We start from the raw sequence: 21,265 nt of genomic DNA on the forward strand, positions 1-21,265 counted from the left end.
TCCTTACTTCGAACCGGAATTGAATACGTGAAGGACCTGACGCACGGTTTCCGTCGTCAGGTCTTTTGCCGTCTGTGCACCTTCTGCAACGCGACGGCCGACCTTATCCAGGTTCTTGCCGGAAAGCTCGTACTTGGTCAAGGAAGCAACCTCGTTAGCCAAGTCAGCTACCTGCGACGGAGCCTTGGCCGCACGATTTGGAAGATCTGCAAGCTTTGAGTTGGCGGCAGCGTACTCAATCTGTCGCCAGGTTTCGCTCGCCAGGTTGCCCACGAAGGAAGCCTTTTCCTTCGCTCCCCACTTGGTTACCTCCGCAAACGATGCGGCAGCGAAGCTTGCATCCAGCTTCGACTCGCCAAGCTTGCGGTCTTCAAAGGTGATGGGGACTTCAACAACCCCGAATCCAGCGTCTGCGACCTTGTGGGCAATCTCCACCTGGAAGATGTAGCCCTTGTTGGACAGTGCATCCAGGTCGAGTTCTTCCAAGATTTCGCGGCGGAACGCGCGGTAGCCAGCGGTCATGTCCTTGACATCGTCGCCAAGCGCGATCGAGATGTACTCATTGCCCAGCTTGGACAGCAGGTAGCGGCTGCGCGGCCAGTTCTTTACTTCCCCACCGTCGACGTAGCGCGAACCGATTGCCAGATCTGCGCCGTTGGCTACTGCGTCGAGCAAACGCACGAGTTCCTCAGGGGCATGCGAGCCGTCTGCATCCATTTGAACGATGACCTCGTACTCGCGCTCAAGGGCCCATTCGAAGCCGGCACGGTACGCAGCCAGCAGGCCGTCTTTGCCGGTGCGGTGGAGCACGTGAACTTCATCATGAGTAGCTGCGAGCTCGTCAGCCTTTGCTCCGGTGCCGTCAGGCGAGTTGTCATCGACCACAAGGACGTCCACATCCTTGTTGGCATCCAGCACGCGTCCAACGATAAGCGGGATGTTTTCCACTTCGTTGTAGGTCGGGATAATCACCAGGGTTGTATTCGCCACGGTGCTACGTCTCCTCGTTGTCACACTTATTTATTCCTTGGTGCAGCATACCCGTGCGCCCGGGTACGTGCGGAAACGCCTGCCACAGCCATCAGCATGATCCCTGCCGCGACAAGCAACCACTCCAGAATCTTTCCAAATCGCACAGCCGGGGTGACAGAATCGCGCAGCGGCAGCTTTTCGACGAGATGATCTGCCGTGAAGATTTCCGTCTGCTGCGATACTGAGCCGTCGGGATGGACGATGGCGGAGACACCCGAGGTGGCTACAACAACCACTGCGCGATCGGTCTCCAGTGCTCGCATGCGGCTCATCGCCAATTGTTGATACGTCATGCCGGTGAATCCAAACGTGGCGTTGTTCGTCGGTGTGCTGAGCAACTGGGCGCCGTTGCGAATCGCCATCCGGTAGGCCTCGTCCTCCGCCACCTCGTAGCAGGTCGCCACACCGACCGCGATGTTGCCGAGGTGCACCACACCGTTGCCGTCACCAGGTTTGAAGTTGCCAGCCAGGTCGACCATGTCGGAGAACTTCCGGAAGAAGTCACGCATGGGCATGTACTCGCCGAACGGCTGGAGGAACCGCTTGTGGTGGTACTCCCCTGGCCCATCTTTTGGGTCGAAGACGACCATGGTGTTGCGGGACCCAACGTCGTCACGTGTGAGTGTGCCAACGAGCAACGGTGCGTCGATGCCGCGCACGGCGACGTCGATAAGCGCTCGTGCTTCCGAGTCGGTGAACGGATTGACGTCAGAGGAATTCTCTGGCCAGAAAACGGCGTCGACATCCATGTTTTGCGCGCGGAGGTCGTCGCGAAGCGCAAGCGTTTCGTTGACGTGGTTGGCCAGCACCGCGCGGCGCTGTGCGTTGAAATCAAGCCCCATGCGAGGGACGTTGCCCTGTACCGCGGCAACGGTTGCTTCGCCCACTGTCGAGGCAGGGTTATTGACCCCGATCTGCGCCACGGTGCCGAGACCGAGGGGCAGTACTGCGGCTACAAGGCCGGCCCAGCGTTGCGTCCCACGCTGCAGGATGGCCACGATGAGACCTGCCCCTGCCAGCGCCACAACAATTGAGATTAGCGCCGGACCACCCCAAGGTGCGAGAGCGGCTAGTGGACCATTGATTTGCCCCCACGCCAGGCGTACCCAGCTAAACCCGCCGAAAGGAAACGACGAGCGGCAAAACTCAACCGCAAGGTAGATCAGCGCAAACGCGAGGAAGCCAAAGCGCCAACGCGCGACGATCACACCAAACACACCTGTAGCGATGCCGTAGAGCGCGAGGAAGATCGACAAAGCGACATACGGCATTGCGCCGACAAACTCCCCGATCCACGGCAGCAGGTAGAGGTAGCAAAACGCAGCCTGCGTAAAGCCCAGTAGGCCGCCGAAGGCTGCGGAAGGACGATCAGTACCCGGCCAGCGTTGCCATGGCATGAGCGCAAGATAAAACACGGATATGCCGACGATGGCGGAGAACCAGTGTCCGTGCGGTTCGTACGAGAAGAACACCAGCCAGCCAGAGCAGGCCGCGAGTACGAACCGGAGGAAGCGGGTAAGGGCCGTCACCTACTTCTCCCCCGGCTCATTGCCGCTGTTGCGGAACCATTCCTCCAACTCGTCGGCATCAATAACGACGTCGTCAGCATCCGCTCCTTTCTGCGGATAGGGCTGATTGGGATTGGTAAACGAACCGTAGGAGGTAGTGAACTGCGACATCGGGGTGGCCTCGTAGAGGCGCGCGCCGAGGTCTTCCATGCTGCGACGGGCGCGTTTGGTCATCGAACGACGCGCGATTGCTCGTGTCGGACCGAACACTAATAGCAGGCCGATGACCGAGCTCACGAAGCCAGGGACGAGGCTTAGCGCCCAACCCGCCATCAACAGTGCGGAGTCGCCAGCCAACTTGCCAAGGCTGGTTCGCCCGCGAGCCATCTGCGTAAGTTCACTGCGAAGCGACATGCTGGCGGCAAAGCCACCGAAGATCATCAGTGCAAAAATTGCCAACAGCGCCCAGCCGACACCAATCCACTTGGCGACGAGAAAGAACGCGATCGCTTCAACAACGAAGTAGGACAACAGGAGCACAGGCATGGGGCAGAGACTACCCGTTGAGCCGATCGAGCAACCAACCCACGTCAGTTGCAGCGTAGAGAAAATACGGGCCGAAGTGGTTCGTGCCAGTCCTGCCACGGATACGCCTGGCCGTACGTGAGAGGAACTCCACTCCCCAACTCTCTGCCAAGGCTGCGACATCTGAGTGCGGGACAAGGTCGTCGTATGGCGAACTCCACAGACGAATCGGAATGCCTAGCGGGCGTTTGGTGCCTAGGCGTGTTGCGTCGAGGTGGCTGCTGGTCAACGGGAGGTCGTCAAGAAGAGATGCCATGCTCACTCCTGTCCTCGTCCAAGAGCGAGTATGCGACCACGGGCGATGCAGCACCGCCCCTAAAGCACACGTGCGCGCCCCGTTCGCAATGGCCGCAACACCCCTTGGGCTTAAGTGCGGAGCGATTTCTGCCGCGATCGCATCGTCGCTGGCCATGAGACCCGCGACCGCGTAGAGGATCACTACGGAGGCAAGCGCGCCATCGACGTGATGGAGCATGCTGACCATGTCCACTGGCGGAGCTGCGACCACAGCTGCCAGCAGTTGGAGATCGGGTGCGTACTCAGGTTCCTCGAGCCACGACGCGGCGGCTCCCCCGCCCTGGGAGAAACCCCACAGGCCGAGTTTGGACGTACCGACACCCAGGTGGGTGCTTGCGCGAACCGCGTCGGCGAGCGAGCGTGCTGCTGCAACATGGTCGCAATAGAGCTCCACATCGTCCCCGGGGTCGCGTGGGTAATCGGTGATGACTACGTCGGCGCCGGCTGCAAGGAACAAGTTGATTACGGGTTGTTCATACGCGGCGATCAAGTCTATGGGCTTGATACGTGGTCCGATGCCCACGGTGCAGGAATATGAGGGGTCGCAACGCCGTGCAACGCCCTGCGTCGATGGCGCAAACGCGATCGTGGGCCGTTCACCTTTCCCCGTCCACGGCGTACGAGAGCGAAACACTGCGCCTGTCGCGGATAAGATCCGGCCCTGGGTATCACTCGTGGCATATTCGATACGCCAGGAGTCAGAGGGGTTCAGCAGCCCGCTTGCCCCTACCGGTCGGATCGGTACGGCCTCGAGAAGGGAACCTGGCGTCACGCCCATAAGCCAGGTAGCTCGGCCGAAATCGGGCCCGGTTCGTTGAGCAGGACGAACTAAGTCAAGGCCGAGCCCGACGAGTGAGCGCACACGAGGAAGGAGCAACGACGCCATGGCTACCTCGGCATGTGACGCCAGATTGGACGGGGAACCAAGCGCATAATCGTGGCCAAAACGGCGAGGCGACGCGGAATCCACACTGTCGTGCTCCGTCCCTTGACTGCGGCCTCAACGACAGCATCTGCGACGACATCCGGGGTCACCGACATGACGGCAGGCTTCATCCCCTCAGTCATCGCACCGATGACAAAGCCCGGGCGAGCCAGGATCAGGTTCAGACCCGTACCGTGGAGTCTGTCGGAGAGCCCTTGGCAAAACGCGTCAAGGCCTGCCTTCGTCGATCCGTAGACGTAGTTGGCGCGACGTGCCCGCCAACCAGCGATAGAAGAAAAGGCGAAGATCTCGCCGCGTGCCATTTCGTCGGCAAGGACGGTGAGCATGTTGACCTGTGCCACGTAGTCCACCGTGGCAATGCGAGCGGCCTCGCGTTCATCGCGCTCTGCCAGTTCCTGATCGCCCAAAATGCCGAAGGCGACGATGGCGGACGTGACCTCCCCCACCTCGCGGACGATGCGGCGATGTGAGTCGAGGTCGGTAGCGTCAAAATTAACGGCTCGGACAGCAGTCGCGCCCGCTGCAAGCAAGCGACGTTTCACGTCATCGAGGCCGTCGCTGCCACGCGCTGCGAGTACGACTTCACGACCACTGCAGATGCGCACAGCGATCTCGCCGCCGATGTCGCTGCGAGCACCGAGTAGGAGCACTGTTCCGGGGTTATCCACGCGCTGCATCCAGGTCGCGGCGAGTGGTGTTGAAGGTCTTCATGCCGGAAGCAGTCAGCGTCACGATGTCTTCGATGCGCATGCCCCACTCACCTGGCTTATAGATGCCTGGCTCGATGGAAAAGGCCATTCCCTCGCGCAAGATGACGTCGCTACCTGCGATGATGAACGGCTGCTCATGGCCCGACAATCCGATACCGTGTCCAAGACGGTGGGTAAACCACTCGCCGTAGCCGGCCTCCTCCAGTACGCCTCGTGCGACGGCGTCGAGCTCCCCTGCGGTAATGCCGGGTCGGGCTGCGTCGCAGGCCGCCTGGAACGCACGCTCCAGCGCGTCGTACGCCTCCAGGAAGTCTGGCTTCGCCTTGTTCCTGCCACCCACGACGTGAGTACGGGTGCAGTCCGATTGGTAGCCAGATGGCAGCGCACCGCCGAGGTCCACGACCACCGGGTCGCCCTCCTCGAGCACACGGTCTGAGAAGTCGTGGTGCGGGTTCGAGCCGTTTGGTCCCGAACCGACGATGACGAACGCGACCGTTTCGTGCTCTTCGAGGATCAGCGCGTTCAGTTCTGCGGCGATCTCGCGCTCCGTACGGCCCGGCTGAAGCAGCTCCGCAGCACGTTCGTGCACACGGTCGATTGCCCTGCCTGCGGCCTCGAGTTGTTCAAGCTCTGCAGCGTCTTTCACCATGAACAATTCCGCGACCTCAGTCTCAGCCAGATCTGTACGTGGCAGCAGGGCCTGCAGTGCGAACACGTGGTCGGCGGTCAAAGAGGAGCCGAGACCGACCGGGCCATCCGGAAGCGAGTCAGCAACGAGACGGTACGGGTTCTCACCATCGCGCCAGCCAATCACCTCGACGTCGTCCGCGCCGTCGAGCCCCAACGAAAGCAGGTCTGTCATCGGTGCGACGACACGCGCGCCATCGGTCGAGATGACGAGGGCGGTGAGGCGTTCATGAGATGACGCCCAGGAGCCGGTGAGGTAGGCAAACTCTGCACCAGTCCCGATCACCAATCCGCTCAAGCCACGTTGCTTTACCAAGTCGGCAGCCATTTGTCGGCGCTTCGCGTACACACTTGCATCAAACGTCATGCTGGCCATGGTAGATCGATACCATCGCTGCTGTGTCTGAATCCCTCGCACGATCAATCGCCCGCATCAGTATGCCTGGACGTAGTTACTGTTCAGGCGCGCTGATCACGCCCGATACGGTGCTCACGTGTGCGCATTTCTTTCGCGGTGTGGATGAATCGAAGGTGCGTGTGCGTATCGACGACACCACGTACCGTCTCAAATCCGCCGCACCGATTCCCGGTACCGATATTGCATTGGCACGGCTCACCGAACGCTCATCGGCTCCGCTGCTTGCGATTGGGGCTCCTCCGAAGATTGGCGCATCGACGCTGACGGTTGGCTTCGGCGGACGTGCGAAAACTCCTCAGGGAAAGCCAGGCCTCTACCTGGGCAAGCTGCCGTTTTCCGCGTCACGGTCCTTTGCCACGCGTATCCGCCCCGCGGGCTTAGTCTACGCCTCTCCCCCGGCGATCAAAGGAGACTCTGGCGGGCCGGTCTTTGCACACGGCAAGCTGTTCGCAGTGCAGTCGCTCATCATGGATCCGATGAACCGAAACCTGCGAATCGCCACCGTGTCGCTATTGCCCGCTAGTTACCGATAGCCACCACACCGCGGCGGATCGCGTCGACCGCACGGTTGGCGTTATCACGAATCTGGTCCGAGTAGCCGGTCTTCTTAATCTGCTCGAGCAGGTCGATGACTTGGCGGCACCAGCGCACGAAGTCGCCAGGTGTCAGTTCCGCGCCGGATTCTGCCGCAGCTGCGAGTGCGTAGCCCAAGGGAGCACCCGCGGTCCACTGATGCATGGACAGGCTAAACCCGGCATCCGGAAGGCGTGTTGCGGGAAGATTATGGCGCTGCTCATCAGACACCAGTTCGCCGTAGATGCGCATGGTGTCGTTCATCGCATCAGCCATCGCGTCGGTTGCCGCCTCCGGTGAACCCTGGGTCGCACGACGGTTTTCGAACACCACCATGGATGCGACACCGGCGAGTTCCGCTGGATCTAGCTCGTCCCAGATGCCGCGCTTGAGACACTGTGCGACCAGAAGGTCTGAGACGTTGTGAATACGCGATAGACGCTCGCCCTCGTCGGTGACGTTCGGTTCGCCGTCGACAAGTTCGACGTAGTCCATCTCCGTGAGCAGCCCGATGATGCGCTCAAAGGTTCGGCCGAGGGAATCAGTCGACGAGTCGACCCGGCGTTCAAGTGAGGCAAGTTTGCGTTCGTCGCGCACGATGTCTTCAGCAGTCCGGGCAAGAAGCTCGCGGTCGTGGGTTGGCCAGTGATGAACCGGGTGGTTGCGAAGCGCCTCTTGAATCGCCAGCACCTGCTTGTTCGGACGGGTCCTTGCCTTCTCACGCAGTCGCTTCGGCGCGTTGAAGTGGCCACGGTGCAGCATGTCTGCCACCTTGCGCGCGTGTTTTCGTGGCTGTTGCTGCATGTGACGTGGCACCTTGATGCGGCCGACGACCATGGGTGGGTTGCGGAACGAGGCGGCGTCGATACGCGCCGACCAGCCGCGCTCTGTGGTCACCCAGGGACGCGGGTCGTGCTGCTTCGCCGCGGGTTGCACCACAGCGGCCAGTTCCGGCTTCCGCTTGCCTGGCAGCGCGATCACCTCGCCGACTTGAAGGCGAGCGAGAATCTTGACGGTCTCCGTGTGGCGGTTCTCAATCGCTTCGCGGCGCGCTTTCTTCTCCGCATCGTTGAGGTCTCGACGCAGCCGCGAGTACTCCACAAGCTCCGCTGCGGGATCTTCGGACGGCGGCGCGAACGCGGAGATGTCGCGCTCCAACTTCTCGCGCAACGTCCGCACCTTAGCCTGCAGGCGCTCAATGTCACGGACCTCGCCCACCACGGAGCGGTCGGTCTGGAACTGGGCAAAAGACTGCTCGATCAGTCGGATCGAATCATCGAACCCATTCATGGCCAGCATGTTGATGGCCATGTTGTAGCCAGGCTGAAATTGCGAAATCAGCGGGTATGTGCGGGTCGAGGCCAACCCGGCAACCGCATGGGGGTCCAGCGCCGGTGCCCACTGCACGACGGCGTTGCCGATGTGGTCGATGCCGCGGCGCCCCGCACGCCCGGTCAGCTGCGTGTACTGGCCAGGAGTCAGATCGACATGGGCCTCGCCGTTGAACTTGACCATCTTCTCCAGCACGACCGTGCGCGCCGGCATGTTGATCCCCAACGCAAGCGTTTCGGTGGCGAAGACCACCTTGACCAAACCGCGTACAAAGAGCTGTTCGACGATGTGCTTAAACGCTGGCAGCAGACCTGCGTGGTGGGAGGCAAAGCCACGCATCCAAGCGGTGCGCAACTGTTTGAAGTTGAGCACTTCAAGGTCTTCGCCGGGAATGCCTTCCACGCCGTCGTCGATAATCTGCTCGATTTCGGAGCGCTCCTCCGGAGTCGTCAGTTCCTTGCGGGAACGCAGGCACTGGAACAGTGCGCCGTCGCAGCCGGCGCGGGAGAAGATGAACACGATAGCGGGCAGCATGTCCTGGCCCTGCAGGACGGAGACGACCTCCGGGCGCCCTACTGGACGCACTTTGTCCTGGCCGCGGGTACGGCCGCTGCGGGAGCGCGAACGGAAGCCACGGCCTTCTTCGAAGTCGCGGCGACCCTCATTGGAATGGCCGGACTCGATGCGCTCAATGGCGTGCTCGAGGGAGCGGTTGACTCTCCCGTCGGTGCCGGGTTCAAACAGCGGGAACATCTTGCGCCCCACCATCATGTACTGGCTAAGCGGAATCGGGCGGTGCTCAGAGACGATCACCTCGGTGTCACCGCGGACGGTAGACAGCCACTCGCCGAACTCCTCGGAGTTCGACACCGTCGCCGAAAGACCAATGAGGCTCACCGAGTCGCTCAGGTTGAGGATGATCTCCTCCCACACGGCACCTCGGTCTCGATCGGCCAAAAAGTGGATCTCATCCATCACCACATGGGTCAGTCGATCCAACTGCGGCGATTCGGCGTAGAGCATGTTACGCAGCACCTCAGTGGTCATGACGACGATCTCAGCCGAGCCGTTGATGCTGGTGTCCCCGGTGAGCAGACCGACAGCCTCTTCGCCATGCTCGGCAACGAGGTCGTTGTACTTCTGGTTGCTCAGCGCCTTGATCGGCGTGGTGTAGAAACACTTCGTCCCACGGTGCAGGGCGAGGGACACGGCGAACTCGCCAACAATGGTTTTGCCCGAGCCGGTTGGCGCGCAAACCAGCACGCCACGATCTTCCTCGACGGCTTTGCAGGCCTCAATCTGGAAGTCGTCGAGATCGAAAGGCTTCGCTGCGGCGAATTCCTGCAGAAACGGCGTGGAGTTCTCGGAGGAAAGCATGCCCCCTACAGTACGTCCCCAAAGTCAATGTCGTTTTCGAAGCCTCGCTTCTGCGAGGTGCTCGACTTTGCCGCCGGGGCACGGTGTACCGGTTGTGGGCGCTCGATCGGTGCAGCCTTAATGCTTGTCGACGAGCCAATCGGGCTCGCAGACCCAACCGGAGTCGGAGCGTCGATCGGGCCGGAACCCTGCTCGTCGTCAAGATCCATCCAGTCTGGACGCTCACGCTTGCGCTTGCGGTCGTTGAAACGGCAGAACTGGAACGCGAGCTCGACCAAAAACGTTATAGAAAGACCCAGGATCGTCATGGAAAATGGATCCTGTGTTGGAGTCATGACGGCCGCGAAGATGAAGATCAACACGATGATGAAGCGACGCTTGTCCTTCACATGTTCGTAGCGCAACACTCCGACGAGGTTGAGCATGATGATGATCAGCGGCACCTCGAAGCTCACGCCGAAGATCACGATGAGAGACAGCAGGAAGTTGTAGTAGTCTCCACCAGACAGTGCAGCGATCTGAAACTCAGATCCAATTGACATCAAGATCAGAAATCCCTGGTCAAGGATGAAATAGGCCAGAGTTGCGCCGCTTACAAAAAGAATCACTGCAATAGTTACGAAGACAAACGTATAGCGGCGTTCGTTCTTTAGCAGTCCTGGCGTAATAAACTTCCAAATTTGGGATAACCACACCGGAGATGCCAGTACCAGACCGGCGAGAGCGCCAATCTTCAGTCGCAGCATGAACATCTCTAGTGGTCTTGTTGCCAAAAGCCGGCACTCGCCGTCTCCGGTAAAATCCGCTCGAAGTTCATCTGGCAAACTGCAATATGGGCCACGAATGATTTCACCCAACGGCATCAAGCGCCAAGGCGCATATTGGTACCAAATAAAGCCCACGATAGTCCCGACGAGAATCGCAGCTAGAGAGACAAGTACCCGACGACGAAGTTCCTGGAGGTGCTCGACCAGCGACATCTCGCCGGTAGGATTCTTCCTCCGATTTGTCACTTTTGCCTTCATTGCCACCTAGGAGCGCGGCTGGTTCTCCGGGCGCTCCCAGAAATCGGCGTCCTGCGCGGCGCTGCGGGTCTCTTGGGCAGCCGCGGATTCAATCTCGTGCTGTTGCTTCGGCTGTTCGCCAGCCTCGTCGTTTTGCATCTCCTTGACTTCAGACTTAAAGATACGGGCGGAGCGACCCATGGAGCGTGCGAGATCCGGCAGCTTGTTTGCACCAAACAAAAGCAAGATTACGAAAAGAATAAGGAGTAGTTCTGCTCCACTCGGCAAAGTCATTGCGTTCCTTTCAACAACAGACGTGTAAGGGCTCTTAGTCTAACGCCTCGAGCGCAGAATTCACGCGCGCCTCGAGTTCGCGGGCCAGATCCGCAGGCTCTTGGATGCGTACGCGGTCGCCTTGACCTAGGCAGAACCGGATCAGCCAGTCGCCGCTGCCGTAGTGCATGGTGGCCGGAATCCACCCCGTTTCGGAGTCAATTACGTCACTTTCGATATCGATGTCCCAGTAGTCCGCCAGCCACGTCGCGTCCGGATGAATCAACAGCCGAGCCTTCGCCTGCTGGGCCATCCCGAAGGGATCGGCGCTGTCGAAGTCGGTGTCCGTGGCGGTGGACGGCTCGTCGAGAAGCACTGCTTCCCGGATTCGGTCAAGCCTGAACGTCTTCATCTCGCCGGCATCTGCGGCGCGGAGGTACGTGTTGCCGTCTTCATGGAAGAGGCTCGCCGGCTCGATTATTCGCTTACTCGTTGAGTCTGAGGTTGCCGAGTAATACGTCACCTCAAGTTGCTGCTTGGCAGAGAGTGCCTCGGCGACCGTAGACGCAATACTCGACGTCGTGGGGTGCTCCGCATCGCCGATGCCGCTCGAGGTTGTCGCGGTACGGATCTTGTCGGCTGCGGAGCGGACCGCGCGTGCGTCGACAAGCCCAGGCATTGTCTCTAACGAGTCGAGCAGCACCAGCAGCGCACTTGCTTCGACTGGGGTGAGGCGAAGCGGCTTGGTCAAGCCTTGATCGTCGATGATCCGCACGCCCTTCCAGGAATGCTCCAGCTCGATCATCTCCCCCGGACCAGTGCCAACGCCCGACATGTACAGCAAGTCCAGATCATCGCGCACCTGCTGCGGATCTGCGCCGAGGTCGCGCGCGATCTCCATCACCGTCAGGTCCGCGTGGTTGGATGCGTAAGCAACCAGGTTGAGCAAACGCACCACGCGCTCTTGTCGCTGCAGATCAGTGCTCATGAGGCTCCTTTCCCTTCGCAGAGCGCAGAAGCTTGACGACGTCCTCCCGTACCCCAGCTGGCTCCACCGCAATAACGCTGCCCGCGATGCTGGCAATCGCGCGAACGACCCAATCGCGATCGACTGAGGTGAGCGTGATGGTGTCGTCGATACGCTTGCCCCGCATTGCGAGTTCTTCACCGGCTCCATTGGCAACGGTGACGGTGGCATCAACCAGGTCGCCTCGCAACGATGCCTCCACAATGCTTTGGAGCTCGCGTTCTTGCTCGTGGAACTGCTCCGATGTGTTGACACGTTTGACCTGGGAGATCTTCTTCACGCGGAAGACGCGCTCGGCACCGCGGTCGATGTCGTAGCCGACGAAGTAGGCACGGTTGTTCAGCGACACCACACCCCACGGGTCCACTACGCGACGCTCAGGATCCTTGCCTGGTGCGCGGACGAAGTCGAAGGACATGCGCTGCTTGTTGCGCACACACGCAACGATGGCGCGCAACGTCTCTGGGCGGAGTTGGAAGATGTCGTTGGACACCGACACCAACGTCGGAGCGTCCAGGTTCCGCGTCGCACCGGATGCGGCGAGCTTTGTCCATCCCGAGCGCGCGAAACTGCCGAGCGAGCCCGGCTGGGAAAGATCAACTGCTAGCCCGACGACGGATGCTTCCTCGGCGGTGAGATCCACCGGGGGAAGCTCGTAGAGGTCTTTATCTACCCAAACTTCCCCGTCCACAAAGTGGGCGGGAACCCAGAGTCGGCGCAGTTCTGCGACGTCACGGCGGATGAGATGACCTGCAGCGTCACGGCTGCGACCTCCGTAACCGTCGACGTGGCGCTGTACCCACGCGACGTCCCGCTTTTCAGGTGAGTTGAGCAGTGCAAAGGTGAGGCCGACCTGGCGGATGATCATGTCAGAATCGTCGGCCATGCGTTACTCCCCTTCCCCCGCGTGAGCGTTGACGTAGTCGATGAGGTCATCTGCCTCGGCGCTGGTGTTGGCGAATGGGTCGAGCAACTCAATCGTGCGCGGCTCCGGACGGTTGACCTTCAGGTGCACCCAATCGACGTTGTGTGGCGTCTCTGCCTCACGTACTGCCGCGAGGAACCTCCCGCGGATGGCGGCACGTGTGGTCTCAGGCGGGTTCACCACAGCCTGTGCGATCTGGTCGTCGGTAATCCAGCGCTTGGCAAGACCTTTGCGCTCCAGCAGATAGAACAGTCCGCGCTTGCGGTTGATGTCGTGATACGTCAAGTCGATCTGGGCGAGCTTTGGGTGGTCCCAGCCACAACCGAGCTTGGCGCGGAACTGCTCAAGCAGTTTGCGCTTAATCACCCAGTCGATCTCTGTATCTACCTGGGAGAAATCCTGTGTCGCAATCGCATTGAGGGTGCGCTCCCACAGGTCCACGACGCGGGCCATCTCCTCGTTCGGCGTACCCTCGTCTGGGCGTTGCGCCAACCAGCGCTTTGCAGCCTCAAGCGTTGTGCGCTGTACCTCCAAGGCGGTCACGGTGCCACCCGCTGCTAGGTCGAGTGGCGTCGATCCGGTCGGGTCGGCTGCGATGTCTCGGATATGCGCAATCGGGTCTGTGAGCTCCATGTCGGGCAGGTCAAAGCCTGCCTCGAGCATCTCGATGACCAGCAGCATCGAGCCAACCTTCAGCGCGAAGGTCGGCTCGGACATGTTGGAATCGCCCACGATGACGTGCATGCGACGGAAGCGATGCGAGTCCCCGTGGGGTTCGTCGCGGGTGTTGATGATCGGGCGGGTGCGCGTCGTTGCGGACGAGACACCCTCCCACACCTGATCTGCGCGTTGAGAGATGACGAAGGTGTCGCCTGCGATCTTTCCAGCGCCACAGATGAGCTGGCGCGTAATCAAAAACGGCAGGAGTTGCTGGCCAAAGGACTTCAGCGCGAGTTCGCGGCTGACCAGGTAGTTCTCGTGTGCGCCATAGGAGTTGCCGCGCGAGTCCACGTTGTTCTTAAACAGGTAGGTCGACCCGCCGAGGCCGTCTGCCGCAAGGGCCTTGTCGGCCGTTTCTGCAAGATCCGCATAGATCCACTCGCCCGCCTTATCGTGCGCGAGGAGCTGGGACAGCGAGTCGCACTCCGCTGTCGCGTACTCCGGGTGCGAGCCGACATCGAGGTAAAGACGCGCAGCGTTGTCCACATACACGTTGGAACTGCGGTGCTGCGCTACTACCGGGCGGAAGAGGTACCTGGCGATCTCTTCCGGGGTGAGCACTTGGCGGGCACCGTCATAGGCAGCCACGCCGAATTCTGTTTCGACGCCCATGATGCGCCGTGGGTACCCAGCCACCATTGCGTTTACTGACCGCCCTTTTGCACGAAGGACTTCACAAACTCCTCCGCGTTGGTGTCCAGCAGCGCGTCGATCTCGTCCAGCAGATCATCCGTACCGGCTGTGTTGATCTGGGCTTGCCCGGCGCCTTGCGATGCGTCGAAGTTGTCACCGTTATCTTCACCGCCGCCACCTGCGGCGTGCATCTGTTGCGTAGCCATGGGTATCAGCCTACCTTTACCTATTCGTTTTCAAGCCCAGTCCGGCCAGCAAGTCGGACACCGTGTTGGATTGGGTGATCAGTTCTTCGGTGTCGGCCGCGGTGTGCTCCCCAAGCAGGTCCAAGGGCACCCGGTAGAGCTGTTCGTCGACAGAAAACAGCATCGACTGCCAGCTAGAGGCGACCAGGTTTTCGCCGAACTTTTGGCCGGCGGTGCCGCGGAAGTACGCTCGCGTGTCGCGTGGCGGTTCTGCGGCGGCCCGTTTGATCGTTTCCGCATCAACCATCGTGCGCATTGCCCCCTTGCGGACAAGCGCGTGATACAGCGACTGCGACGGGTCAATGTCCGAGTACTGCAGGTCAATCGCCTGCAGCTTCGCCATCGTCGCGCCGCGCTGCTCGAAGCGCTGGATCAGCGACCACTTTGCGGTCCAGTCCAGCCGGTCCGCCGTTGAGAGCGGATCGCGTTCCAGATCGTCGAGAATCTCGCCCCACAGTTCGAGCACTTGCTTATCGACGACCCCAAGTCTCTCTAGTCCCACACACCGCTCACGGATGGTCCGCAGGATGGAGATTGCGGTGCGCGTGGTGTCGTCGACAAGCGAAAGCTCGTGCGTCAGTGCCGGATCGTGGCTAACCGCATGGATCTCCGCGACGGGGTCCTTCAGTCGCAGATCCGAAAAGTCCACGTCCTGCTCAATGGCGTCGAGGACCAACTTCGTCATGCCGAGCTTGAGGAAGTTGGAGTACTGGCTCATGTTCGCATCGCCCACGATGACGTGGAGACGACGGAAGTCCTCCTCGGGTGCGTGCGGCTCGTCGCGCGTGTTCACAATGCCGCGGTTGAGTGTCGTCTCGAGCGAGATTTCCTGCTCGAAGTAGTCGGCGCGTTGCGAGATCTGGAAACCAGGCTTCTCCGATGCCTGGCCGATACCGACACGCCCGGCGCCAATGATCACCTGGCGAGTGACGAAGAATGGAATCAACGCCTGCGTGAGCCGCTCAAAATTGGTGTGGCGCGAGTACAGGTAGTTTTCGTGACTGCCGTAGGAGCGACCCTTGCCGTCGACATTGTTCTTGTAGAACTTCAGCGGCGGACACGGATCGTGATTAGCCAGGACGGAGACCTGCTCTTCCCACAGGTGGCGGATGTCAGCTGCGGCGTCATTAAGAATGTGATCGCCGGCTGCGTCGTAGATCATGGCGTCCATGGCGTTCGAGCACTCCGGGCTGGAGTACTCCGGGTGGCCGTGGTCAACGTAATAACGCGCGCCATTAGCGACGACAACGTTTGCCACCCCGATCGCATTCGCATCCACCACCGGCACACTGCGGTAGCGCTGCAGATCGAACCCACGGGCGTCCTTCAGTGGCGCTTCTTCGGCGTAGTCCCAGCGAGTACGCGCTTTTGTACGCAACGCTGCATACGCCACCACCGCGTGGGTGGAGGTGACGAGCGGGCTGATCAGCGGATTATCGGGGCAAGTGATGCCGTATTCGGTCTCGGTACCCATGTAGCGCAATTGGTTATTACTCATCACTTCAACAGACTACAGGCCGGGGGCAAATTGTGAGTATTCTCACTATTGTCGCAGAATAGTAACCCATGCTATATTTTTTACACCAGTAATTTTCTGATGGAGGTGCTTCACCTCCGAACTTTTTAGGAGTAACGAACATGCAAGCTTCAAGGCGCCACATCTTCGCCATACTGACAGCAACCGCAATTGGTATGTCATTCCTCTCGCCCATATCAGACGCATCGCCAAGCAGTGGCGTCTCCTTGGAACCTTCTCAGTGGTCCGATTCGCCCACCACATCGATGACTGACGATGTTTCAGAGATTGTTCCGTACGATTTCCGCGAAAGTGGAGCGCCGGGAACCTGCCGTTTGGTTGTCTGGGATGTCGGTTGGGACAAGTCCACAAATTGGCTGGGCATCCAAGGCGGTCGGGAAAACTGCGCGAACAATGCTGAATTTTTCTTAGAGCTGCGCAAGGATATTCCTCGGGCACCGGACCCACTCATTGGTTCTGTCAGGGGCGTAAACAATCAAATAGTTCGAGCTTTTGGGGCATGCAAGGGACCTGGAAGCTACTACGGCCGGGTGGCCAGCAGCACAGGAAACTCGTTGCGTGGAGATAACTCCGGGGCCTGCCAATAAATAGGAAGGAAACTTCTTGATCTGCACGAATTCCTTGAGCAAGACTTTCAGGTCGCGGACTGGCACTACGGAAGCAATCAAAGACGTATCTGTGACGTTCCCGCCGGGTCTCTCGGTCCTGATAGGCGGCAACGGCAGTGGAAAGTCTACGTTGATACGTCTCCTGTGCACCATAGAAAAGCCGACACGAGGTGGATTTTCGGTCGATGGAACGGAGATCGCAGGAAGAGCGTTAGTTAACTATCGGCGTCGTATTGGCTATGTACCCCAAGATGTACGTTTCGCCTCGACTATGACATGCCGTGACGCCCTTGCATACGCAGGCTGGGTTGCAGGGCTTGATAGACGCGCCTATTTGCGACGAATCCCGGAAGTATTGGAGATGATCGAGCTCCCAGAGATTGAGAATTCCCGAGTCAGCAACCTGTCTGGAGGACAAACTCGGCGCGTTGGAATTGCAGCTTCCCTGATCCATTCGCCCGATATTCTATTTTTGGATGAGCCTACCGCAGGTCTTGATCCGCAGGCGAGGATTGAGGTGCGACATCTCCTAAATCGTCTCAAAGATAGCGCAACAATCATTCTCTCCACGCATCTGCAGGATGATCTCGAGCATGTGGCTGACAACGTGGTTGCGCTCCACAACGGTCGCATCGCGTACGAGGGAGAATGGAATCGGTTAAAAGCTGTTTCGGCAGACAATTTTTCCTCGGTGTCAACCGATCCCCTAGAACGCGCCCTCGCTTACGTGGCATCGAAACATTAATTCAGGACTTCAGCTTATGATCACTAGAAAATTTGGCTCACCAGTGCTCATGGTGCTCGGTGTCCTTCAGGTGGTATTCGGTGTTGGGGTTTCCTTTTGGGTGACCTCTAAACAAATGCAATTTGCGTATCCGCGAACTGCGGATATCGCTGAGGCATTTCGAGATGCAACTGCTTTATCCTGCTTTGGACTAGCAGTCATCGTCTCCTACAACGTGGCAGCGTTAGCTTCTCCTCGCGTGGGAACTGCCAACTCACTTGGCCGATACCCGCTAAAACTGCAGGTTCTATTCTTGACCCTCGCCCCAGCATTAATTACAGCCGCGTCAATATCACTTGGGGCTATTCCTGCTTTTACCGATGCTATCGCTAAAAGTGCAGATGGATCCGTCTGGATTCTGCTGGTAGTCGCTGTCAGCACCGTTTTTCTCTCCACGGTTGCTGCGCTGTCCGCTTTCGTTGCGCTTGCCTTTCGCAAGTTTCATCCCGCTGTCTCGCCATTGATTGCAGTTATTGTCACCTACTTTGTTGTCGCGTTCGGTGCTAACAGTGCCAAAACTTGGGCAGTCGCTCCAATTGTTTTGCAGGCGGTTGATCCGACTGATCTCACTGAGCCTCGAAACCTGGTAGTTGCCTTGGGTGTAAGCGTTTGCCTCGCACTGGTAGCTGGTGGACTTCTTTTGTTGGCTGCTGGTGCTTCGAAAAACATTAGTCTTAGCGGAGTAATTGCTATTACGGCGATTGTCGGTGTTGCAGGTCTGTTGCAGGCAGCTGCAGGTCCCGTCGCGATCGTCGATCGAGACTCTTGCGCATTCTCGTCGGGCGGGTCAGAGATATGTGTGGATTCGGCCGATGAGCCCGGGCTTGAGCAAATGACTCGTGATATCTCCGCCCTCGAAGAATATTTACCGGACGGCGTAAGACCGAGGAAACTCGCCAGCAATTCGGCTTACCGGATCAAGTCCGGGGACCACGGTTACCAAAACTTTACGACCGCCGGCGAGGATCGGCGCCTAGACATCAGTGGGCTTCTTCTCGATGAGCTAGGAATCGGGTCATGTACAGATCCGACGTCCGAAGGAGCCTTTGTGATCGACCGAGTTGGGGTCTATATCACTAAGCGCACTGGTGTTTATTCCAAGAGCGTTGAGAAAAATGGTGCTTTCTACAAAAGCATTTCCGAGAGCGGTGAGACGGATCCAGCACCGGAGGACGTGCTATCTTCCCTTGACCACAGCGTGGTTGACAAAAACATAGCGAAGAACTGGAGAGCAATTGTGTCTTGTCAAGCTACATGGGAAATGTTGACGGAGGAGTCCTAGGTCAACCATTGACCATCGTTTAGTTACTCAGAGGTAGCCCGATGCCGATCCGTAGTATTCTCTTGTCCACCCCGTGGCACATCATTTGCCTTTTGGGGGCATTTTGCGGAGTAATGATTCGTTTAGTTCGTGGGATAACGTTTGAGGTCGGAGGTAGTCCCACTGAGACCTTTGGCATTACAGCTGTTGAGCTAGTTTCGCTTCTTTTCGCTTTGACCACGGTTGTGCTTGTAACACCTTCGATGCCTCACATTGATCTGCGGAGACGACGGGCTCAGTGGTTATCAGTATTTAGACAAACCTTTGGTGCGATGGTCGTCGTGATTGTCGCCTATTTCGCCTCGATCCAGAGCAATGTTGCTTATCATCTTGAGCCGGGGACCGATCCCGCCGTCAGTCCAGAGAGCGAACTGATTATCAACAACAGTGTGTTGATATTTGCGGCAGGTGCAATACTGATCACGCAGTGGGGAAAATCACTGGGGACACTCGCCACCATTATCCTGTGGGCGCTTTGTAATACGCCTTTGGTTTTCTTTACCAACTTCACCCCATGGCCTTTTGCGGTACTTCTAGATGCTGGACCGTGGTTCTCTCCGGAGCACCTATGCACTACAGGGCTAGTACTGATTGCGAGTTTTCTGGTGCAGTTCCGCACTGCCGGTGCTAGTGCTTTCGCAATTCGAAGAGACACATAGATTCGACCGCCCAATTCGAGTGGTTATGAGGAAATAGTCTTCGCCCCCAAGTATCACGCATGACCTGGGGGCGATGTGTTTGACAGGTTCGAGTCGCAGAGAACTTAGGGTCGTACAACTATGGCCATTCTCAACCGGTTAGTCGATGCACGAATAAATGCGTCACCAGCCGCGCTCAGCCAGGCGGTGCGGTGCCGGGAGGTCGGAGACGTTGATGCCCACCATCGCCTCGCCCAGGCCACGGGACACCTCGGTGACTACCGCGATGTCGTTCCAGTTCTGCGTCGCCTTCACCACAGCCTTTGCGCGGGCCTCAGGGTTGCCGGACTTGAAGATGCCGGAGCCGACAAACACACCGTCCGCGCCGAGTTCCATCATGAAGGCCGCATCAGCCGGGGTGGACACGCCACCAGCGACAAGCAATGGCACTGGCAGCTTGCCGTTCTCGGCAACCCACGCTACAAGGTCGTACGGAGCCTGCAGCTCCTTGGCGGCCACGTAGAGCTCGTCGCGGTTGTTCTCCCAAATAGCCTGGAGGCCAGCGATCTCGCTGGTGATCTTGCGGATGTGCTTGGTGGCCTCGGACACGTCACCCGTGCCAGCTTCACCCTTGGAGCGGATCATGGATGCACCTTCGTTGATGCGGCGCAGTGCCTCGCCGAGGTTGGTCGCGCCACAGACGAACGGCACGGAAAAGCCACGCTTGTCAATGTGGTTGACGTAGTCCGCCGGGCTGAGCACCTCGGACTCGTCGATATAGTCCACGCCCAGGTGCTCGAGGATCTTCGCCTCCACCGTGTGGCCGATGCGGGCCTTGGCCATGACCGGGATATCGACGGTGTTGATGATGCCTTCGATCAGATCCGGATCCGACATGCGGGCCACGCCGCCCTGGGCGCGGATATCCGCGGGGACGCGCTCGAGGGCCATCACAGCGACCGCGCCGGCGTCTTCGGCGATCTTCGCCTGTTCTGGGGTGACGACGTCCATAATCACGCCGCCGAGGAACTTCTGGTTCAACTGTTCTACATCAGACATACCGCTTAGTCTGCACCTCCAACTGGTAGATTCCAAGAGCCAGTTATATTTAGATTCTTTGGACCAGTTGATGCTTCTCGACGTCTCACGCGACTATCCCACGCCCATTCCTGCTCAAATCGCGGCAGGGATCCGCGACGCTGTTGCCACCGGCGCGCTTTCGCCTAACGACGCAATCCCGTCCACCCGTGTTCTCGCCGAGCAACTTGGGGTATCGCGAGGCAGTGTGGTCACTGCATACGACCAGCTCGAGGGTGAGGGCTACCTGCTGACCAGCCAGGGAGCGCCCACGCGGATCCACCCAGACCTCACCGTCGCCGCACGGATGCCTGAACGCACCACCGACGCGCCGCCCCGCATGACACCGAAGGCCCAGATCTCCCTGAAGCCTTCTCCCGGCAACGCCGGCACCATCCGCCCCGTCACTTGGCGCAAAGCGTGGCGCGAGGCCGCCGCAGAACCCGATAACTCCATGGATAAGTCCGGGGAACCAGAGCTACGCCACGCGGTGGCTGAACACCTCCGTCTTGCACGCAGCATGCACGTTTCTCCGGATCAGATCGTGGTCACCGGCGGCTCACGCGAAGGGCTGATGTGCATCCTCTACGCGCTAGGTGCCGCACTGCGCGTCGGCGTGGAGGACCCCGGACACCCAGGCCTGAGGCGAGTGATCCCGCTCGGCGGCCACGAGGTCGTGGAATGCTCAACCGACCACGAGGGCATTGTGGTCAGCGAACTCCCTGACACTCTGGACGCTCTGCTGGTAACCCCCTCCCACCTCTACCCGTTCGGCGGCGCCATGCCCGCCGCCCGCCGCGTAGAGCTCCTGGAATGGGCGGCTCGCACCGAAACCGTGGTGATCGAAGACGACTTCAATACCGAACTGCGCTACCGCATCTCCCCACAGCCTGCGCTGTCCTCGCTGGCCACACGCGCGGACGTGCTCACCCTCGGCACGTTTTCCACGCTGCTCTCCCGGGAACTCGCGGCCGGTGCTGAGTGCGCGTAGTTGGTAGGGGTATTCCG

The 21,265-nt window shown here is 59.5% G+C and carries 20 protein-coding genes; 5 read left to right on the top strand and 15 right to left on the bottom strand.

Going from position 1 to position 21,265, the window contains the following annotated elements; translation table 11 throughout:
• Window positions 1-3: 3 nt before the first annotated feature.
• The 6 genes from HMPREF2690_RS07125 to HMPREF2690_RS07150 all read right to left on the bottom strand — a co-directional run bounded on the left by HMPREF2690_RS07125 (window position 4) and on the right by HMPREF2690_RS07150 (window position 6,141).
• Window positions 4-990 (bottom strand): polyprenol monophosphomannose synthase, encoded by a 987-nt coding sequence (locus HMPREF2690_RS07125; RefSeq protein WP_070820511.1) that lies wholly within the window; start codon window positions 988-990, stop codon window positions 4-6.
• 26 nt (window positions 991-1,016) lie between these two features.
• The gene (gene lnt / locus HMPREF2690_RS07130; RefSeq protein ID WP_070820512.1) at window positions 1,017-2,561 is read right to left on the bottom strand and encodes an apolipoprotein N-acyltransferase; all 1,545 of its coding nucleotides are present in this window, start codon (window positions 2,559-2,561) and stop codon (window positions 1,017-1,019) included.
• Window positions 2,562-3,086 carry an FxsA family protein gene (locus HMPREF2690_RS07135; protein ID WP_070484779.1) on the bottom strand — a complete coding sequence of 175 codons (525 nt, stop codon included), beginning with the start codon at window positions 3,084-3,086 and terminating at the stop codon, window positions 2,562-2,564. It lies immediately after the preceding gene.
• 10 nt (window positions 3,087-3,096) lie between these two features.
• Window positions 3,097-3,945: a lipase family protein gene (locus HMPREF2690_RS07140; protein ID WP_246819520.1), complete on the bottom strand. Its 849-nt coding sequence runs from the start codon at window positions 3,943-3,945 to the stop codon at window positions 3,097-3,099.
• A 365-nt stretch (window positions 3,946-4,310) separates the two neighbouring features.
• Complete coding sequence (locus tag HMPREF2690_RS07145) at window positions 4,311-5,036, bottom strand: SDR family oxidoreductase (RefSeq protein WP_371326018.1); 726 nt, start codon at window positions 5,034-5,036, stop codon at window positions 4,311-4,313.
• On the bottom strand, window positions 5,029-6,141 hold the full coding sequence (locus HMPREF2690_RS07150; protein WP_070820515.1) for a M24 family metallopeptidase: 1,113 nt from the start codon (window positions 6,139-6,141) through the stop codon (window positions 5,029-5,031). The genes HMPREF2690_RS07145 and HMPREF2690_RS07150 overlap by 8 nt, the downstream gene beginning before the upstream one ends.
• 23 nt (window positions 6,142-6,164) lie before the next feature.
• Here HMPREF2690_RS07150 and HMPREF2690_RS07155 point away from each other — a divergent pair, with 23 nt between their 5' ends.
• Entirely contained in the window at window positions 6,165-6,716 is a 552-nt protein-coding gene (locus HMPREF2690_RS07155) for a S1 family peptidase (protein ID WP_246819522.1), read from the top strand.
• Here the strand turns inward: HMPREF2690_RS07155 and HMPREF2690_RS07160 are convergent.
• From HMPREF2690_RS07160 to dop, 8 genes are read right to left on the bottom strand one after another with little or no spacing between them, the layout of a single operon-like run.
• Window positions 6,703-9,465, bottom strand: a complete 2,763-nt coding sequence (locus tag HMPREF2690_RS07160) for a DEAD/DEAH box helicase (protein ID WP_070820517.1) — start codon at window positions 9,463-9,465, stop codon at window positions 6,703-6,705. The genes HMPREF2690_RS07155 and HMPREF2690_RS07160 overlap by 14 nt on opposite strands.
• A 5-nt stretch (window positions 9,466-9,470) precedes the next feature.
• Window positions 9,471-10,490 carry a twin-arginine translocase subunit TatC gene (gene tatC, locus HMPREF2690_RS07165; protein ID WP_246816802.1) on the bottom strand — a complete coding sequence of 340 codons (1,020 nt, stop codon included), beginning with the start codon at window positions 10,488-10,490 and terminating at the stop codon, window positions 9,471-9,473.
• 6 nt (window positions 10,491-10,496) lie between these two features.
• Window positions 10,497-10,763 (bottom strand): Sec-independent protein translocase subunit TatA, encoded by a 267-nt coding sequence (gene tatA / locus HMPREF2690_RS07170; protein WP_070484785.1) that lies wholly within the window; start codon window positions 10,761-10,763, stop codon window positions 10,497-10,499.
• A gap of 34 nt (window positions 10,764-10,797) precedes the next feature.
• On the bottom strand, window positions 10,798-11,730 hold the full coding sequence (locus HMPREF2690_RS07175) for a helix-turn-helix transcriptional regulator (RefSeq protein WP_070820518.1): 933 nt from the start codon (window positions 11,728-11,730) through the stop codon (window positions 10,798-10,800).
• Complete coding sequence (locus HMPREF2690_RS07180) at window positions 11,720-12,655, bottom strand: helix-turn-helix transcriptional regulator (RefSeq protein ID WP_070820519.1); 936 nt, start codon at window positions 12,653-12,655, stop codon at window positions 11,720-11,722. Before HMPREF2690_RS07180 ends, HMPREF2690_RS07175 begins: the two co-directional genes overlap by 11 nt.
• Window positions 12,656-12,658: 3 nt before the next feature.
• Entirely contained in the window at window positions 12,659-14,026 is a 1,368-nt protein-coding gene (pafA, locus tag HMPREF2690_RS07185) for a Pup--protein ligase (protein WP_371326019.1), read from the bottom strand.
• A gap of 32 nt (window positions 14,027-14,058) precedes the next feature.
• Window positions 14,059-14,253, bottom strand: a complete 195-nt coding sequence (locus HMPREF2690_RS07190) for a ubiquitin-like protein Pup (protein WP_070820521.1) — start codon at window positions 14,251-14,253, stop codon at window positions 14,059-14,061.
• Between the two features lie 16 nt (window positions 14,254-14,269).
• Entirely contained in the window at window positions 14,270-15,790 is a 1,521-nt protein-coding gene (gene dop, locus HMPREF2690_RS07195) for a depupylase/deamidase Dop (RefSeq protein ID WP_070820522.1), read from the bottom strand.
• Window positions 15,791-16,507: 717 nt separating this feature from the next.
• On the opposite strand from dop, the gene HMPREF2690_RS11700 reads away from it, so the two are divergent.
• The 3 genes from HMPREF2690_RS11700 to HMPREF2690_RS11945 all read left to right on the top strand — a co-directional run bounded on the left by HMPREF2690_RS11700 (window position 16,508) and on the right by HMPREF2690_RS11945 (window position 19,201).
• Window positions 16,508-17,182: an ABC transporter ATP-binding protein gene (locus tag HMPREF2690_RS11700; RefSeq protein WP_168167292.1), complete on the top strand. Its 675-nt coding sequence runs from the start codon at window positions 16,508-16,510 to the stop codon at window positions 17,180-17,182.
• Window positions 17,183-17,198: 16 nt separating this feature from the next.
• Entirely contained in the window at window positions 17,199-18,503 is a 1,305-nt protein-coding gene (locus tag HMPREF2690_RS07205) for a hypothetical protein (protein ID WP_070484790.1), read from the top strand.
• 320 nt (window positions 18,504-18,823) lie between these two features.
• On the top strand, window positions 18,824-19,201 hold the full coding sequence (locus HMPREF2690_RS11945) for a hypothetical protein (RefSeq protein WP_141761214.1): 378 nt from the start codon (window positions 18,824-18,826) through the stop codon (window positions 19,199-19,201).
• A gap of 162 nt (window positions 19,202-19,363) precedes the next feature.
• Here the strand turns inward: HMPREF2690_RS11945 and pdxS are convergent, their stop codons facing one another.
• Complete coding sequence (pdxS, locus tag HMPREF2690_RS07215) at window positions 19,364-20,239, bottom strand: pyridoxal 5'-phosphate synthase lyase subunit PdxS (RefSeq protein WP_070423174.1); 876 nt, start codon at window positions 20,237-20,239, stop codon at window positions 19,364-19,366.
• A gap of 58 nt (window positions 20,240-20,297) precedes the next feature.
• Here pdxS and HMPREF2690_RS07220 point away from each other — a divergent pair, with 58 nt between their 5' ends.
• Window positions 20,298-21,248 (top strand): MocR-like pyridoxine biosynthesis transcription factor PdxR, encoded by a 951-nt coding sequence (locus HMPREF2690_RS07220; RefSeq protein WP_246819523.1) that lies wholly within the window; start codon window positions 20,298-20,300, stop codon window positions 21,246-21,248.
• Window positions 21,249-21,265 lie beyond the last annotated feature (17 nt).

The sequence above is a fragment of the Corynebacterium sp. HMSC034E11 genome (assembly GCF_001835905.1).
GTDB lineage: Bacteria > Actinomycetota > Actinomycetes > Mycobacteriales > Mycobacteriaceae > Corynebacterium > Corynebacterium coyleae.